We start from the raw sequence: 17,181 nt of genomic DNA on the forward strand, positions 1-17,181 counted from the left end.
AGGACTGTCAATATAAAAAATTCATAGTAACTCTGCTGCTTCTTGATCTAAAATCACGGTTATATTGGGATGCAATTGAAGGATTGAGGCTGGAACTTCAGTTGTAACAGGGCCAAGTAAGGCTTTTTTTACTATTTCAGCTTTATGCTTACCTTTTGCAAGTAACACTATTTTTCTGCACATCATAATTGTTTTTATTCCCATTGTTATTCCTTGGGCAGGAACCTTTTCTAAGGAGCCAAAATCGGAAACCCTTGATGTGCGTGATGTTAAATCAATGTTAATCACATGAGTAGTTGATTCAAAAGGGGTATGTGGTTCGTTAAAACCAATATGTCCATTAAGTCCAATACCAACAAATTGGAGGTCAATTCCACCCGAATTTCTAATACTCTCTTCAAACCTTTGACATTCCGCAGATGGATCCAGGGTGTCCCCGTCTAAAAAGTTAATTTGCTGAGGTGATAATCCAATCCGATTATATAATTGATTTTTCATGCGATAAAAACAGCTTAATGGATTCTCCTGTGACAGTCCTACGTATTCATCAAGGTTATATACAGCTATCTTATCTATACAAACCTTTTGATTGTTAATAGTATCTGCTAATACGTGATGCAAGCCAACTGTTGTGTTTCCAGTAGCAAAGCCAATCCGAGAGTTTGATTTTACTTCAATTTGTGAAATTGCTTGCTGTGCAGCTGTTTCGTCAAATGTTTGTGGATCTACGATCTCTACCTTCATTTAAATTCCCCCTTATAGTGGTACCAGCCTAATCCTGCTGCCCCAATCATTCCAACGTTGTCCGGTTCAAGTTGGGAAAAGCTAATGCTTTTTAATACATTGCGAGAAACCGGTAATGCATGTAAGTAAACAGTCTCTGACAATTTTTGGAGAAGCTTTGTTTCACGCAAGACACCACCTCCTATTACGATATATTCCGGATTTAGTAGATTTACGATATTCGTAATACCAATTTGTAAACCACGAATAGCACGTTCCATTATGAGTGATGCTAATAAATCGCCATTTTCTGCAGCTTCAAAAATTGTACTTGGCAATAAATGTCCTTGCTCAGAATGCGTATGTAAAATGGATGTTGGGTATTGAGGTAATAGTTCCTTGGTCGATGATAGTATTCCTCCCCCAGAAGCGACCTTTTCCAGACATCCAGTTTGGCCGCAAGTACATTTCATATCATCGTTTGAATCTACAACCATATGGCCAAATTCTCCTGCGTAATTTGCTGCACCCCGTACTAAAGATGCATTTGAAACAATGCCTGCAGCGATACCGGTTCCAATATTAAGGAAAATAAAGTCGTTAGTAGAACGCCCTATTCCCCACTTTAGTTCTGCAAGTGTTGCCACATTCACGTCATTGTCTAGATAGACAGGTACACCATAAAGGTCTCGTATCACTTTTCCTAACATTACGGGCTTATTTATAGGAATATTTATAGCGTTTAGCCAGATACCTTGCTGATAATCAATGTGTCCAACTAGACCTATTCCAATTGCAAGTGGTTTTTTATTGTGAAGCTGCGTGTTAAAAAAATCCTCAAGAGCTGATAGTACCGAGTGGACAGCATGATCCTGATTACGTTTGTCCATCGCATAACGTTGAGTAGTAATAACATGACCCTCAATAGAAACTGAGCCTATTTGAATTTTAGTCCCACCGACATCTACTCCGATAACAAAAGGATCTTTATGATGAATCATGTTCTCACCTCACGATGCAGTAGATGCATATGGTTTGTTTAGAACCTTAGAAATCTTATCACCTGCGACAAGAAAATCATCAATGCCATCAACAATTTCATTTGTAAACTCTTCTAATTCACCTGGTGTAATGCTTTTTCTTTCTCTAAGTTCTGATAGTTGAGCACAGTTAATAAGTTTCACTATCATTGCGCCTTTTTCAGCATCCAATAAAGAGGAGCTACCAGTAACAAGTGTTTTATAAAAATGGTATAATTCATCTTCAAAGGATAGGTCTTCTGAAGCATAGCTTTTAATTGGAAGCCAGCGTTCACCATACATTCGATTTGTTATCTTAATAAATTCCTGATCATCCTCGTCAAATACAAGTGTTGCGGTTCCTTCGCTACCTTGTACCTCGATATAGCCACGTACATCGCTACCATCCTTGCCCAGCTCTGGCCAAGACCAGGTTGCCTCTATGACTACATTTATCCAGTCACCATTGAGTGGATTAAGGTACCTAATTTTGAAATGTGCATCATCATCAACATTTATTTCTTTCAGTTGACCATCAACGATCCGAGTACGGTCCTTCACGCGTATACCAAGAGAGCGGACTTCTTGTGGAATCTTATCAAAACCAATCATAAACCATGTAGATGTTACAGCATGAGTTCCATAATCGAGAACACTTCCACCACCGGCTTCTATGGGATCAAAAAACCACGAACTTCTGTCAGAAGAGGATTTCCCTCGTGCTATGAAAATTTGTTGAATATCACCAAGCATTCCACTTTCTATAACATTCTTTACGTGTAAATAACGGGGGATGAATAAGTTGTCATCATTTAATTGAAATAGTGAATTCGTATTTTTTGCAGCTTCCACAACACTGGTACTTTCCCACCAGGTACGTGCCATGGGCTTTTCAGACATTGCGTGAACATTATGCTTTAATGCAAGCGCTGCATAGTAAGAGTGAAAGCGTAATGATGTACAAATATCCACAACATCGACTTGCTGCAGCAGTTCCTCTGCACTTTCTGTCAGGTGTATATCCCAATCCACTGTAATTCCTTTTTCATTCATGAGCTTAATATAGTTACTTTTTGTTGATTCTGCATTTTTAGGGTTTGAATCATAAATGGCCACAATCCGAAATTCCTTATGAAGGGAAACAAAGGCGGGAATATGGGCGGTATTTGAAATTGAACCAGTACCAATACATCCTACGCGAAACATATTATTCATTTTTACTCCTCCTTTTCTCTCCATTTTAAAAGGAGAAGTTGTATAATTCTTTTAAAATTTTGACTATTTTCTTCGCTATTTTGACTATTAGCCACAAAAATAAAAAAACAGCTAAACCAATAGAGTTTAGCTGTTTTTAGGTCTATTACGATTTATAAAACCGTTCTGATACAAATTTTGCAAAATCTCCTCGAACAATCGTTGTTGAAAATTCTATTGGAACATTATCGGTTGAATATGTGAGTGAATCTGTTAAAAAGGAAGGTGTATTCTCTGGTATATGCAACAATTCGCAAACCTTTTTATCAGGCATGATAGGTTCGAGTGTTTCAATTGATTTTAATAATTGTACTTGATACTTTGACGTAAGTAAGTGAAATAAAGAACCAGAACAGTCATCATGTAATAATCCTGGGGCAACTTTCCATGGAATATAAGAGGTTGCATATTGGTAGGGCTCTTTTCCTGCAAAACGAAGCCTTACAAGTTGTATAATTGGATCACCTTCTTCAATTTCCAAAGAATGAGCGAGTAGAGCTGTGGCAGGTATTACGTCCATACTTATTATCTTTGAATATGAGCTTAGACCTGCATCCCTCATCTGTTCAGAAAAGCTTCTAATATTTTGAGTTAGACTTTCCCTGATTTTTGGTTTAGAAACAAATGTGCCCTTCCCTTGAACTTTGTTAATTCTTCCTTCAAGTTCTAATTGCTGTAAAGCTAGTCGAATCGTCGTTCGACTGACATCGAATATTTTACAAAGTTCGGCTTCCGTAGGAAGTTGGCTGCCTACCGGATAGGTACCAGAATTAATTGATTCGAGTATTTCTTCCTTAACGGAATAATAGAGAGCCGTTCCGGGTTTATTAAACATTTTACTCACTCCATAACCTATAAGATACAACAAAACGTTCTTTTGCTATAATGTTATAACAAATTTACGAAAAAAGGTAGAGGGATTTTAAGAAAGAATAATTTTCTAGTCTTTAAAATTTGCCTAGGAACCCCTTGAAAACAATGTGCAGAATGGATAAATAGGACATTTTTACTATTTTTATAATTCTAAATATTTCTAAATTTTTAGTAAAAATATCATTAGTTTGATAGTCGTATTTGTTATAACATTTACAGTGAGGTAGAAATAAAAGTAAAGGAGGTTCATATTTTTTAAGAAAAAAGAGAAAGGGGAAATGAAATGAAGAAAAAAACCTCTCTAACTGCTAAAACGCTAGCATTCACTATGATGTGCAGTTTACTTCCTTTTGGAACTGCCTTTGCTGATTCGAACAAGGGTCCAGTCGATCTTGATATGCTATTTATCGGGGCGCATCCCGATGATGAGGCAGGGGGATTGTCTACATATGGGCAATGGATTGAAGAATATGATTATGACATGGGTGTAATGACAATAACCCGTGGAGAAGGCGGAGGTAATGCAGTTGGTCCTGAAGAAGGTCCTGATTTAGGAATACTGCGTGAGAAAGAAGAAAGAGATGCAGTAGGTTTAGCTGGAATTGAAAATGTATTTAATCTTGATAAGGTTGATTTTTACTATAATGTAAGCGCTCCCCTAACAGAGCAGGTATGGAGCCATGACTCTACCTTAGAAAAGGTTGTACGAACAATTCGAATGACCAAACCTGAGGTTATCTTTACGATGAATCCATCGCCGACACCTGGAAACCATGGACATCATCAATACGCTGCGAGAATGGCTGTTGAGGCTTTCTATGCTGCGGCAGACCCGAACGTATTCCCTGAGCAGTTAACTAAAGAGGGATTAGAACCTTGGAGCGTTAAGAAAATAGCATATCGCGGTGCTTCTGGTACAGCTGGGGCAAATGGTAATGGTTTAGTTTGTGAACGCTCATTTGTTCCAACTGAGCCAACAGATAAGGTATATAGTGTATGGAGTGGTAAAGTATCTGAAAAGCATAATAAAACATGGGGACAGCTTGAGCGTGACTCACAAAGAATGTATGTATCTCAAGGCTGGGGAGGATTTGGTGATGTACCCGCAGACCCAAATGCATTAGGCTGCGATACATTTACCGAGATTGATACCCGAGTTCCTACTTTAAAAGACAATACGAGTTCAATTGCACTTCTAGAAGGAGCGCTTTATTCTGAAGAAAATGGTATACCACTTGGTGTGGAATTGTTTGTTACTACCTCAGACTATGAAATAAGCGTGGGAGAAACATTTACAATGGCTGTAGATGTAACAAACAATAGCAACAAAAACCTAAAAGGTGTTAATATCCTACCAGAATTGCCTGAAGGTTGGGCTGTGAAAGACACAAAGGAAACAAATATCGAAAAGATCGGTAAAGGTGAATCAAAGACAATTGAATTTCAGGTAACAGCTCCAACTAATTTAGAAACGAAACGATATCGTTTACATGCACAGATGTCAATTGATTCAAAAGTAGGCTATTCAAGTAAGGTAGTAGAGGGAGTTTCAGACGTTGAAGCGAATCTGCAACCACTTTCCCACGTTAAGCAATTCCAGGAATGGGCAGTAGAGCATAGCGTACAAAATCTTGAGAGCTTAATTAAGCCTGTGTTTTCAATGGGAACAGGGGAAACAAAGACGATTCAAATTGAAGTAGAAAATAACAGCAATCTAGCAAAGACAGGAGAGGTTTCCTTGCAGTTACCTGCCGGCTTTGCATCAGACGAAGCAACAAAAACAGTTTCTTTAGAGCCGAATGAAATGAAAGCGGTTCAATTTATTGTCGTAAACACAGATCCTTCTCTAAAGACATCTAATGAGGGTGGCTCAAGCGGAGATTATAATTTTACAATTACAACCAAGGTTGATGGTAAAGAAAAAGCTGCAACAGCCGGTATTAACTTAGTCCCAGTAACTACGATTTCTCAAGCTGCAAATGCTCCTACCGTAGATGGAGACGCGCATGACCATGAATATGGTCAAGACGAAATCGATTTAAGCAGGGTTTGGGAAGGAACAAATCCAAGTTCAGCCGCTGACGGATCCGGTAGTGCCAAGGTTAGCTGGCACGATGAAGCATTATATTTTTATGTACATGTTCAAGATGACATTCTCGGTACTGTATTAGAAGAAAGCGATGCGAAACGCCACTGGAGAACAGACTCAGTAGAGATCACAATTGATCCACAGGGAGGCTCGGAAAATACCTCTTCTACATTCAAGGTAGGTATCTTCCCGACAACGACGAGCGGTACACCTGCTGCTTACCGTGATGCTGACAACTTCCAAGGGCCGATAGAAGATACTGCCCCTGGTATGGAGATTGCTTCAACACTAGATCTGGAAAACTATAGTGGATATACAATTGAAGCAAAAATTCCATTTTCAGCACTTCCGACAGAGATTGATCCTGAAAAGCTAGCATTTAATATTTTTATCTATGATTCAGACACACAAGATAAAACGGGTCAAACAAGACTTGGTTGGTCAACATTCCGGGGTGTTCAGGGTGACCCATATCGTTGGGGCCGCGGATATGTAGATGGTTATGAACCAACTGGTAATCCAGCTGAGCCAAAAGAGGCAATTATTCCAACGGATGTAACACAAAGTGTGCTATCACCACAATCTATTTTACAATCATCTGTAAATGGGGTTCCGCTTGCAAGCGGGGTGGCAGCTGATAAAAATAGCTTGCAGATTGTCGGTCAACCGAAACTTACATCAAACGGAGTAGCAGTAAAATTAAATGCCAAAACGACAGGTAAGGCTAACGTATTTGTTTGGTCAAATAACAGAATTGTAGACAGTAAAACTGTTAATCTACAAGCTAAACAACAAAGTGAGGTTGTATTGGATTATCCATCTGCTGAGCAAGGTGAGAACAGCTATCTATTAATCTCTTACGAAACTCACGATGGCAAAACAAAAGCATTCTCTTACTCATTACGTAAATAGATTTAGAAGATTCCCCTTCGTTTGTTTCGAAGGGGAATTTGAAAATTATGTCTACTATGAAAAATACTAATATGTATAACTGTTTAGAATCAATAAAAAAATTATAAAGTAGACAACAAAAGGAGCCTCCTTATTTAGGTTATTCCATTGTTTTTGAAAATGAATATGCTCAAATGAATCTATTGATGGGTTTACATAATTTGTTAAACAACTTATTTTTTAATTAAGAAAGTATTTGTCCACTCTTAAACATAGCCGCAATATAATGTAATGAAGTCGTTTTTTTGGGACAATAATTCCTTATCCTCAAAAGTAGTTAAGAACACCGCAAACCCCTATAGTTGGAGAAGTATAATTCGAAATACAAACCAATCCAGAAAATGAGGGATGTCTAAGTGTCGAATTTACCAAGAGCATTACAGACCTTTCAAGAGCCATTCGAGTTTCAAATCTTTGTTGACAAAAATAAAGGAGATTGGAAAATGCCATTTGAATGGCATGATTCATTAGAAATCTTTTATGCATTAAGTGGGCAAGGTCGCATGTTCATAGGTGATAATGTCTACCATTTTCAAAAGGGAGATACATTTGTTATTGGCAGTAAAGAGCTACATAAAAGCGAAATAAAAGATGGTGAGCCCTTTGAGGCATTAATCTTGATGTTTCACCCAAGTATTATTCAAATGTTAAAAACGGATAGCTTAGCTGATGATCCTCTTACCATTTTCAATCTTCGTCCACCTGGTTTTACACATAAGATCAAAGCAAATAGAGAGGACCAGTTTTTTCTGGAATGCCTTTTCATGCAATTGCAAAAGGAATATGAAGAAAGTCAAGAAGACTCTATTCGTTCGATTGCAAGTTTGCTTAACGTACTTATTATCCTCTTAAAAAGGAAGCATACTCAAAAAAAGAAGATTCCACCCTTATATGAGAAATATTCATTTCAATTAAATGTACTTGTCTCTAAAGCGTTAGATTACATAAACGAACATTATCATGAAGAAATAAAATTAGCTAAACTGGCAAATCAACTGTCTGTCAATCCATCCTATTTAAGTAGAGAATTTAAACGAGTGACTGGCGTAACATTGACAGAGTTCATAACCTCTAAAAGAATTAGACATGCTAAAAAATTTCTATCCAATACCTTGTTACTAGTAACTGAAATAGCAGGTGAGGTAGGTTATAACAATGTCACTCACTTCAACTGGATATTTAAAAAAGAGGTAGGAATGAGCCCTGGTGAGTACCGAAAATATAGTAGGAAAATAGAATAGATTATAGGCTATAAGTATATTTAACTCTTCTATATTGGTATTGGTATAATGTTATAACAAATTAACAACTCTTATGTTCGGACTACCCTTTAATTTAGATAGTCAGATCTTATAATTATTAGGTATAAAGGATTATATGGACTTTATAAACAATTTTTAATATTCTTTATTGACTCATAAGTTTCATTAGGTTACCATATAGTTGTAATAACAACACAACAAATAAATAGATAGATAAATACTAATTTAATAGTAAAGGGGGGCTGAGTTATGGAAAAGTACGATGTGATTGTCTCTGGACAAGTGTCAACAGATGTTATTTTTTCATCCATTCCGAGAATGCCAAACCCGGGAGAAGAAGTATATTGTGGTGCTTTTGAATTCACTTGTGGAGGCGTTTACAACACGGCGGTTGCCCTAGCTAGACTAGGTATGAGGGTTGCAATTGTTTCTCCGATCGGAAATGACTTTTTAAGTAAATTTGTTATCGATAGTTTACATACGGAAGGTGTTTCAACTGAGCTAATGTATGAAATAAATCGGCCATTGAGAGCATTATCTGTTGGGTTAAACTACGGTGGAGACCGCTCTTTTATTTCATATCAAGACGATATTAGTGACATTAGTCTAGAAAACTATTTACATACCATTTTAGATAAGGTAGAAACGAAAGTGCTTCATACGGGGACTGGTCCTGACTCACTTTCCGTTATTAAAAAGGCAAAAGAAAAAGGTATCTTTGTCTCCCTGGATGTTAGCTGGGACGAGGAATGGCTACAGAGTCAGAAACTAAAGGAATTAATACACGAGGGAGATCTATTTACCCCCAATTTGAAAGAGGCACTTGTGATTACTGGTGAGACAACGCCGGAAAAGGCAATCAACGCATTAAGTGTAGTAAACCCTGGAAATACAATTATTATCAAACTTGGTGCAGAAGGTGCCATGATGAAAACTGGTGGTGCAGTGACAACTATATCAGGATTTGAAAGAAAGCCTATTGATACAACAGGTGCAGGAGATGTTTTTTCAGCTGGTGTAATAACAGGTATTCTTAGGGACTTACCATTGAGCGAAGCTGTTCGATTAGGGAACTTTTGTGGTGGCTGCTCGGTTGAAGGAATGGGTGGGACGACAAATGCCCCTCATTGGGATAAAGTAAAAAAAGAATTTTTACAAGAGTAAGGAACAACAAGGACTATGGAGGAGATTTCATGAAACTAACGGTGCTTGGTGGAGCAGGATTTCGTACTCCACAGCTAATTAATGGATTATTTAAACATACGGATATTCAAATAGATGAAGTAGTACTCTTTGACACGGACAATGAAAGACTAACAACCATTGGAACAATTGCTCAATATTTAGTTAGTAAAAATAACAATCCGTTCAAAGTATCCTTCACAACTGATGTTCGAGAAGCGATTGCTGGCGCAGACTTTATCTACTCAGCAATTCGAGTTGGTCAAGAAGAGTCTCGTATTAATGATGAGCGTGTTTCATTAAAACATGGAGTGCTCGGTCAGGAAACAACAGGGCCAGGGGGCTTTGCGATGGCGTTGCGAACAATTCCTGTTATGATTGAATACACAAAAATTATTAATGAATTAGCGCCAAATGCATGGCTTTTAAATTTCACGAATCCATCTGGCCTACTAGCTCAAGCATTAAATACATACGGACACCATAACAAAGTAATTGGCATTTGCGATGCGCATGCAGGAATTAAAAATTCACTTTGTAAATTTCTAAATGTTCCACATACAAGATTACAAGCAGATTATTTTGGATTGAACCACTTAGGGTGGGTACCTTCTGTACTTGTTGATGGGGAAGAGAAGCTTCCTGAGATTCTAGCAAACTATGAAAAACTTTCAAATATTGCACATATATTCAGTTTTTTCGATGCAGAATTAATTCGTAACGTAGGTATGCTTCCAAATGAGTACCTCTATTATTTCTACTACCATGATAAGGCTGTAAAAAATATTAATGAGTCGAACGAAACCCGAGGGGAACAAATTGTAAAACTAAGTCGTCCACTATTTGCGCGTTTATCCGCTCTTATAAAGGAAGGAAAGATTGAAGAAGCGGTTGATGACTATAATGTAACTTTAGAAGCGAGATCTTCAACTTACATGTCCCGAGAAACATCTGGAAATGTTCATAATGTATTCGAGCATGAAGAAAAGGTTGACATTACATTTGAAGAAGAAGGATATGAGGGCCTCGCATTAAATGTAATTCGAAGTATCATGAATAATAAACAACAAATATTAACCCTTAATGTACCAAATAATGGAACAATAGCTGGACTTCATGATGACGATGTAGTTGAAGTACCTTGCCTTGTAAATAAAAATGGCTATTTCCCATTGGCTATTGGTGAAGTTCCTGATGTGGCGATGTCACTGATTAAACCTGTCAAAACATATGAAAGATTAACAGTAGAGGCAGCTGTAAAAGGCGACTATGAAGCTGCGCTTAATGCACTAACTGTTCATCCATTAGTGCCGTCATTTACAGTTGCAAAAGCAATTCTAGATGAGTATTTACAGGTGCATGCCGATTACCTGCCACAGTTTTCAACTAAGAAGGTTGAGGTATAAAGGTTATTTTGGTTTTCCTATGAACTCCTGATTCTGATAGAGGAGGGGGTTCATACTAGTAATATAGATTTATAGAATTAGCTTTTTGAAATGTAAAAAAATCAAAAAAAGTAGGGGGTTTATTATGAAGAAGACTTTGAAAGCGGCAACATTTGTATTGTTGAGTCTACTACTAGTGTTCATCACAGCATGTTCGAAGGAAAGTGGTGGGGAAAAGGTTTCAAAAGATGGTGAAATCATTATCCGTTTCCCTCATATGTATGTTGGTACAGATCCACATGCAGAATGGTTTAATAAAGTTGTTGAAGATTTCAATAACGAGCACAAAGGTAAAATTAAGGTTGTCACAGAAGAAATTGCTGGAGAACAAAACTATGTTGATAAAATGAAGCTTCTTCTTCAATCGGATGAACTTCCTGATATCGGAATGTCACCTCAAGGTCTTTTAGATATTGCTTATGAAGCTGGTAAAACAGTTGATTTAACACCTTACTTAGAAGAAAATCCAGAGTTCAAAGAACAATTTGATCCAGCATCAATGGAAGTAAATACATTTGATGGTGAAGTACACGGTCTACCAAACTTCAAAGGCTTAATTGGATATTTCTATAACAAGACATTGTTTGAAAAGGCTGGAATTGATGCTCCTGCGAAAACGTGGGATGAATTATTTGAGCAATTTGAAACGTTGAAAGCTTCCGGAATTACACCACTTTCATTAGATACAGCTGAAACAGGGTGGATTACATCACTGTGGTTCAATGCGATGATTGGAAGTAGTGGTTCAGAGGGATTAGAGTTTATGAATACCTATTTCCCAACAGACTTTAATAAACCGTACATTGTAGATGCATTAACAAAAGTTCAAACAATGCTTCAAGACTATACAACACAAGATGCTATTGGTGCAAAATATGATACAGCTGCTATGCACTTCTTAAATGGAGAAACAGCTATGATCGCAAATGGTCCTTGGATGATTGGTGACTTTGATGATCCAGCAAAAGCAAAAGAAGGTTTAGCGGAGGAAGTGGGAGTTGCGCTATTCCCGGAACAAACGGTATTTGATACTCCTGAAAAAGGATTCTATATTCTATCGCAGGACAAAGAACATCAAGATGCAGCATTTGAATTCTTGAAAGAGCTAGTTAGCCCAGAACGTCAATACGAAATGTTATTATTAAAAGGTGAGTTGCCAGATTCGCCTAAAGTAGAAATTACTGACGAAGTAAAAGAGAAATACCCAGTATTAGCTGATTTCCTCGTTCAAGCTAAGGATGCAGAAAATCGTATTCTATACTATCAAAAAACTTGGTATAACAATGTTACTAATGAAGTGAGTAATATCTACCCTGCATTAGCAAATGGCCAATTAACTCCTGAAGAAGCAGCAAAGAAACTAACAGAGGCGTCACTAAAAAATGAGTAATTTGTAGTCGAAATAAATTTTTTATCGGTCGAAGGGCTGGGTTCTGGATACAGATTTCACGGTCCTTCGATTGTTTGTAAGCTATAAGTTGGAGGTGAATCATCTTGAGAGCAAACCGTATATGGTACACAGTCTTTTTGACACCAGCTGTTCTTTTATTTTTATTAATATTTGGATACCCAGTACTTAATGTATTTGTCACTTCCTTTTTTGAATGGAAACTTACACAACCTATGAGATTTATAGGGTTTGAAAACTATATTACCATGTTTTCAGATCGTGAATTTGGAATTGCTTTTAAAAATACGTTTATATGGGTCATTCTTCAAGGGACGTTCCACGTTGCATTAGGGGTGTTAGTTGCCCTTATCCTATCAAGCAAACCTGTTGGATGGAAATTCATTAGAACCTCATATATGATTCCAATTATTATTTCAAATGCAGCAAGAGGAATGCTATTACTCTATGTATTTAATCCCCAAATGGGCTTAATAAATTCCTTCGTAAAATTGCTGGGTTTTGAAGATTTTAATGTCAATTGGTACTATGACCCAACTACCTCATTTTGGTCTGTAACAAGTGGTTGGTTATTTTTCGCAGCTCTTATCACGATTATTGTAATGGCAGAAATATCTACGATTCCAAAATCATTGTATGAAGCAGCTAAAATTGATGGGGCAACTGAACTCCAAATCAATTTGCGGGTTGTGCTGCCACAGCTACGCAATGTAATCGGGATAAGTGTCATTTTAGCTGCAACGAGTATGTTAAAGGAATTTGAACTAATATTTCTAACCACAAACGGAGGGCCAAATGATTCGACATTAAATCTCCCTCTATATTTATACAAAACTGCAATGATGCTAAATGATTACGGATATGCAAATGCAATTGGAACACTGCTGATCATATTTGGATTTATTATAATTCTTGCAACAACACGATTATTTAGATTTGGACAATCTGATGTGTAACAAAAAGGAGAGGTGAGCATGAAAACTAGAGCCAAAATAACTACAATATCATTAAAAACACTAATGTACATCTTTCTGGTGATCATAGGATTTATATCGGTTCTTCCAATCTTTTGGGTACTCATTTCTTCCTTTAAGACAACAAGGGAAATCATGACTTCTCCTTTAGCACTGCCAACATCCATTAATTTTGATGGATATGTGACAGCACTGACAATTTCACCTTTATTTAAATTTATGGGTAATAGTGTCTTTATTGCGATTGCAGCGACAATCCTGAATCTCGTTTTTATGGGGATGGCTGCTTATGTATTTGCCAGAGTAAAATCAAAAGTAATTAATTTATTATTAGCCTTATTATCTGTGTCGTTGTTCATTCCAATTACTTCTTTAATACAACCCATATATAAAGTGATGGGCAGTATAGGCTTGTACGATACAAAATTTGGATTAATATTGGTTTACACAGCAATTGGAATACCAATTACACTTTTTGTATTGCGAAGTTTTTTCCTTACAATTCCAAAAGAAATTGAGGAGTCAGCATACATAGACGGAGCAAGCTTTATTCGAACTTTCTTTACAATAACAGTTCCAATAGCGAGACCTGGATTTGCAACAGCTGCAATTATACAATTTATTAACTGTTGGAATGAGTTTTTATTTGCTTTAACATTGACCTCCAGTGAAGAGTCGAGGACACTGCCCCTCGTATTAAATTACTTCACATCTATGTTTAGCTATGATTATACAGCACTGTTTGCTGCAATCACGATGATTATTCTCCCGAGTATCATAGTATTCGTTGCCCTTCAGGAACAAGTTGTAAGTGGACTTAGTGCGGGTTCTGTAAAAGGATAAAGATGAGGCCATTTTATACAAAATGGCCTTTTTATTGTTTTGAAATAACATTTGTTATAGTATTTTTAAAAGATAATTGTAAAAATAAAAAATATACAGAAAATTATATATTGACATTAATTTGTCAAAATTATAGAATTTGAATTGGGAACGTTTCCGGTAACGTTTCCGAAACTTCATTATTCAAACTTCAAACCAAAGGAAGGAGGTCCATTGTCATTGTAACCATCAAAGATCTTGCAAAACATTTAGGAGTATCTGTATCAACTGTATCGAGGGCTTTAAACAACCATTCAGATATACATATAGAGACGAAAAAACAAGTGTTAGAAGCTGCACAACAATTTAATTACCGGCCAAATAGTATTGCCAGAAGTTTAATTCAACGTAAAACCTTTACGGTTGGGTTAATGGTTCCTGATATTGCAGACCCATTCTTTTCAAATATCGCAGTTGGGGTTGAAGAGATTTTTACAAATAGTGGATATCAGGTTGTATATGGAAATACGATGAGAAATAAAGAAAAAGAACTTCAATTTATTGAAAGTGTCTTTGAACGAAAAATGGATGGTGTCATCGTTACACCAGATCACGTCGATGAAGAGCTCATTTCGTTACTGAACCGCTTGGAAGTTCCAATCGTGTTTTTACGGAGAAGAACTCCAGCTGAGGTTAATGCACCTTTTGTGGATGTGGATCATTACACTGGGGCATGTGAGGCGGTGAGTTACTTAATCGAAAACGGTCATAGAGATATAGGTTTCCTCGCAATGACCCAGGATTCATTTGTTAGTAAAGAACGATTAAGAGGCTATATGGATACAATGCAAAAACATGGGCTTACGCCTACTGATAATTCAATTGAGGTTGCGGGAAGAACAATTGAATCTGGTCGAAATGCGATGGAGAAATTACATGAAAAAAATCCACAGCTGACAGCTGTATTTGCGAGTAATGATTTACTCGGAATCGGTGCGTTAGAATGGTTAGCTATTAAAGATATTAAGGTACCAGAACAAATTTCAATCATTGGATTTGACGATTTAGTATTCTCAAGCTTGTACTGGATTCAATTAACAACTATGGCGCAGCCTCGAAAGAAGATGGGGAGATTTGCTGCGGATTTGTTACTTTCAATGATTAATGGTTCAGAGGAAAACGATTCTGTACTATTAAAAGCCAAGCTAGTAGAAAGAAAAACTTGTAGGGTGGTGACGACTGTTTGAAAAATACCTTACTTGTTTCAGACCTAGATGGGACCTTATTGGATCGAAATCAACAAATTAGTGAAGAGAATCAGAAGGCGATTAAATTCTTTAAAGAACAAGGTGGGCTATTCACATTAGCAACGGGACGAATGGAGCAATCAGTACTTCCGTTTATCGATGAACTTCAAATCGATATCCCGGTTATTTTATATAATGGAGCTAAGATTTATAGCCCTCTCTCAAAAAAAGTGATATTTGAAAGACAGCTTGAGAATTATGAGGAACTAGCTAAACAGCTTATGAAAAAAGAGTTTCATAAGGAGCTTGGTTTTTTGCTTTATAAGGATGGAGACGTCTATACTCACAACCGAAACGAGATTGTCAGAGCTCACGAAAAGAAGGATGGTGTGATTTGCAAAGTACTTCCTGAGGAGATACTTGCAGAACCAATTACAAAGGTTCTTCTTATCTCTTCATCAAAAGAGATTTTGCAATATTGCGAAAAAATGGTACTTCAATCTAGAGTTAACTGTGAACTTATTTATTCAGAAACAACTTATTTAGAAATTTTACCTATAAATGCTTCTAAGGGAAATGCTCTCCAAGAACTAGTGCGATATCTACAACGAAGTGATCTTCAAACGATTGCGGTTGGGGATAATCTGAATGATGTATCAATGCTGCAAGTCGCAACCCATGGTTATCTTGTTGAAAATTGTCATGAGCAACTAAAGAACGCAACATATAAGAAGACTGTACATCATGAGCACCACGCTATAGCTGACATTTTATATCAACAATTTAATAGTAAAAATGAAAGCGCTATCTAAAAAAGGGGGAAAAAGTAGTGAAAAAAGGTGTATTGTTTTTCGTAAGTCTTTTAATGATTGTATGTGTTGCATTAGCGGGCTGTAGTTCTGACGATGCGAATGGTTCATCAGATTCACCAAAGTCAAAAACTGTTTCTGTGTATACAGCTTTTCCTGAGCAGGAAGTTGCTATTTATATCGAAGAATTTGAGAAAGAAACAGGATTAGATGTGAAATTTGTTCGTCTATCAGCTGGGGAAACGTTAGCAAGACTTCAAGCGGAAAAGGAGAATCCACAAGCATCTGTGTGGTTTGGTGGTCCATCTGACACATTCGTAGCAGCTGTAAATGAAGGATTACTAGAAGAATTTCAACCTGAAGGAGCAGATAAGCTACCTAAAAACTTTGCTGATGAAAAAGGGGTTTGGACTCCAATTTATGTTGGGGCACTTGGATTTGCTAGTAATGCTGATTGGCTAAGTAAGAAAGGTCTTACAGCGCCAGCAAGCTGGGAAGATTTATTAAAGCCAGAATTTAAAGGTGAAATTACAATGGCTCACCCAGCATCATCAGGTACAGCTTATACTGTATTTGCTACACTAGTACAATTAATTGGAGAAGATGAAGCAATAGAATACGCTAAAAAACTAGACCAAAATATGCGTCAGTACACAAAATCAGGTTCGGCACCTGCGAAACAAGCTGGTCTAGGTGAGACTGGTGTAGGTATTTCATTTGCACATGATATTTTAGCTCCGAAGCATGAAGGATATCCAATAGAATTATCATTCCCGAAAGATGGTACTGGATATGAAGTTGGAGCAGTAGCGCTAATCAAGAATGGTCCAAAAGACGAAGTTGAGAATGCAAAGAAATTTATTGAATGGTCCATAAGTAAGAAAGCACAAGACCTTTATGCAAAGTCTAATTCATTCCGTCTGCCAGTTCATCCAGATGCTGCAGTTCCTGATGGTGCAGTTAGCTTATCGGAGCTAGAAGTAATAGAATACGATGCTGTTTGGGCAGGGGAAAACCGTGGCCGTTTATTAAAAAGATTTGAAGAAGAAGTAGTTGGCCAAGAGGCTGCAAAAGAATAACAGGTTAGAAATTAGTGAGATAACAATTGTTATCTCACTAATAG

General features: G+C 37.1%; 14 protein-coding genes. 10 read left to right on the forward strand and 4 right to left on the reverse strand.

The features are described from left to right. Positions 1–21: 21 nt before the first annotated feature. The 4 genes from AB3M96_RS05430 to AB3M96_RS05445 form a co-directional block, all read right to left on the reverse strand. Positions 22–744 carry a glucosamine-6-phosphate deaminase gene (locus AB3M96_RS05430; protein ID WP_412966565.1) on the reverse strand — a complete coding sequence of 241 codons (723 nt, stop codon included), beginning with the start codon at positions 742–744 and terminating at the stop codon, positions 22–24. After that, entirely contained in the window at positions 741–1,724 is a 984-nt protein-coding gene (locus AB3M96_RS05435; protein ID WP_412966566.1) for an ROK family protein, read from the reverse strand. The genes AB3M96_RS05430 and AB3M96_RS05435 overlap by 4 nt, the downstream gene beginning before the upstream one ends. Positions 1,725–1,733: 9 nt before the next feature. Next, positions 1,734–2,957 carry a Gfo/Idh/MocA family protein gene (locus AB3M96_RS05440; protein WP_412966567.1) on the reverse strand — a complete coding sequence of 408 codons (1,224 nt, stop codon included), beginning with the start codon at positions 2,955–2,957 and terminating at the stop codon, positions 1,734–1,736. 145 nt (positions 2,958–3,102) lie between these two features. Further along, positions 3,103–3,831: a GntR family transcriptional regulator gene (locus AB3M96_RS05445; RefSeq protein ID WP_412966568.1), complete on the reverse strand. Its 729-nt coding sequence runs from the start codon at positions 3,829–3,831 to the stop codon at positions 3,103–3,105. Positions 3,832–4,152: 321 nt separating this feature from the next. On the opposite strand from AB3M96_RS05445, the gene AB3M96_RS05450 reads away from it, so the two are divergent. The 10 genes from AB3M96_RS05450 (at position 4,153) to AB3M96_RS05495 (ending at position 17,137) form a co-directional block, all read left to right on the forward strand. Next, entirely contained in the window at positions 4,153–6,870 is a 2,718-nt protein-coding gene (locus AB3M96_RS05450) for a sugar-binding protein (RefSeq protein ID WP_412966569.1), read from the forward strand. Between the two features lie 395 nt (positions 6,871–7,265). Then, positions 7,266–8,150 (forward strand): helix-turn-helix transcriptional regulator, encoded by an 885-nt coding sequence (locus AB3M96_RS05455; RefSeq protein ID WP_412966570.1) that lies wholly within the window; start codon positions 7,266–7,268, stop codon positions 8,148–8,150. Positions 8,151–8,420: 270 nt separating this feature from the next. After that, entirely contained in the window at positions 8,421–9,335 is a 915-nt protein-coding gene (locus tag AB3M96_RS05460) for a carbohydrate kinase family protein (protein ID WP_412966571.1), read from the forward strand. 29 nt (positions 9,336–9,364) lie between these two features. Then, positions 9,365–10,759, forward strand: coding sequence for a 6-phospho-beta-glucosidase (locus AB3M96_RS05465; RefSeq protein WP_412966572.1), 1,395 nt, complete (start codon positions 9,365–9,367; stop codon positions 10,757–10,759). Positions 10,760–10,883: 124 nt separating this feature from the next. Beyond that, complete coding sequence (locus tag AB3M96_RS05470; RefSeq protein ID WP_412966573.1) at positions 10,884–12,188, forward strand: ABC transporter substrate-binding protein; 1,305 nt, start codon at positions 10,884–10,886, stop codon at positions 12,186–12,188. A gap of 104 nt (positions 12,189–12,292) precedes the next feature. Continuing rightward, entirely contained in the window at positions 12,293–13,162 is an 870-nt protein-coding gene (locus AB3M96_RS05475; RefSeq protein WP_412966574.1) for a carbohydrate ABC transporter permease, read from the forward strand. A gap of 18 nt (positions 13,163–13,180) precedes the next feature. Then, on the forward strand, positions 13,181–14,023 hold the full coding sequence (locus AB3M96_RS05480) for a carbohydrate ABC transporter permease (protein ID WP_412966575.1): 843 nt from the start codon (positions 13,181–13,183) through the stop codon (positions 14,021–14,023). 227 nt (positions 14,024–14,250) lie between these two features. Next, positions 14,251–15,249 carry a LacI family DNA-binding transcriptional regulator gene (locus tag AB3M96_RS05485; RefSeq protein WP_412966707.1) on the forward strand — a complete coding sequence of 333 codons (999 nt, stop codon included), beginning with the start codon at positions 14,251–14,253 and terminating at the stop codon, positions 15,247–15,249. Beyond that, entirely contained in the window at positions 15,246–16,061 is an 816-nt protein-coding gene (locus AB3M96_RS05490) for an HAD family hydrolase (protein WP_412966576.1), read from the forward strand. Before AB3M96_RS05485 ends, AB3M96_RS05490 begins: the two co-directional genes overlap by 4 nt. 17 nt (positions 16,062–16,078) lie before the next feature. Beyond that, a complete protein-coding gene (locus AB3M96_RS05495) occupies positions 16,079–17,137 on the forward strand; it encodes an ABC transporter substrate-binding protein (RefSeq protein ID WP_412966577.1) in 1,059 nt (352 codons plus the stop codon). The last annotated feature ends 44 nt before the right edge of the window (positions 17,138–17,181 follow it).

It is taken from the genome of Ferdinandcohnia jepli (assembly GCF_047246645.1).
GTDB lineage: Bacteria > Bacillota > Bacilli > Bacillales > Bacillaceae_L > Ferdinandcohnia.

Excerpts from the sequence above, each read along its gene's own strand:
- AB3M96_RS05450 (WP_412966569.1), top strand. The coding sequence starts at position 4,153 with ATGAAGAAAAAAACCTCTCTAACTGCTAAAACGCTAGCATTCACTATG.
- AB3M96_RS05435 (WP_412966566.1), bottom strand. The coding sequence starts at position 1,724 with ATGATTCATCATAAAGATCCTTTTGTTATCGGAGTAGATGTCGGTGGG.
- AB3M96_RS05465 (WP_412966572.1), top strand. The coding sequence starts at position 9,365 with ATGAAACTAACGGTGCTTGGTGGAGCAGGATTTCGTACTCCACAGCTA.
- AB3M96_RS05460 (WP_412966571.1), top strand. The coding sequence starts at position 8,421 with ATGGAAAAGTACGATGTGATTGTCTCTGGACAAGTGTCAACAGATGTT.
- AB3M96_RS05470 (WP_412966573.1), top strand. The coding sequence starts at position 10,884 with ATGAAGAAGACTTTGAAAGCGGCAACATTTGTATTGTTGAGTCTACTA.
- AB3M96_RS05430 (WP_412966565.1), bottom strand. The coding sequence starts at position 744 with ATGAAGGTAGAGATCGTAGATCCACAAACATTTGACGAAACAGCTGCA.
- AB3M96_RS05480 (WP_412966575.1), top strand. The coding sequence starts at position 13,181 with ATGAAAACTAGAGCCAAAATAACTACAATATCATTAAAAACACTAATG.
- AB3M96_RS05440 (WP_412966567.1), bottom strand. The coding sequence starts at position 2,957 with ATGAATAATATGTTTCGCGTAGGATGTATTGGTACTGGTTCAATTTCA.
- AB3M96_RS05445 (WP_412966568.1), bottom strand. The coding sequence starts at position 3,831 with ATGTTTAATAAACCCGGAACGGCTCTCTATTATTCCGTTAAGGAAGAA.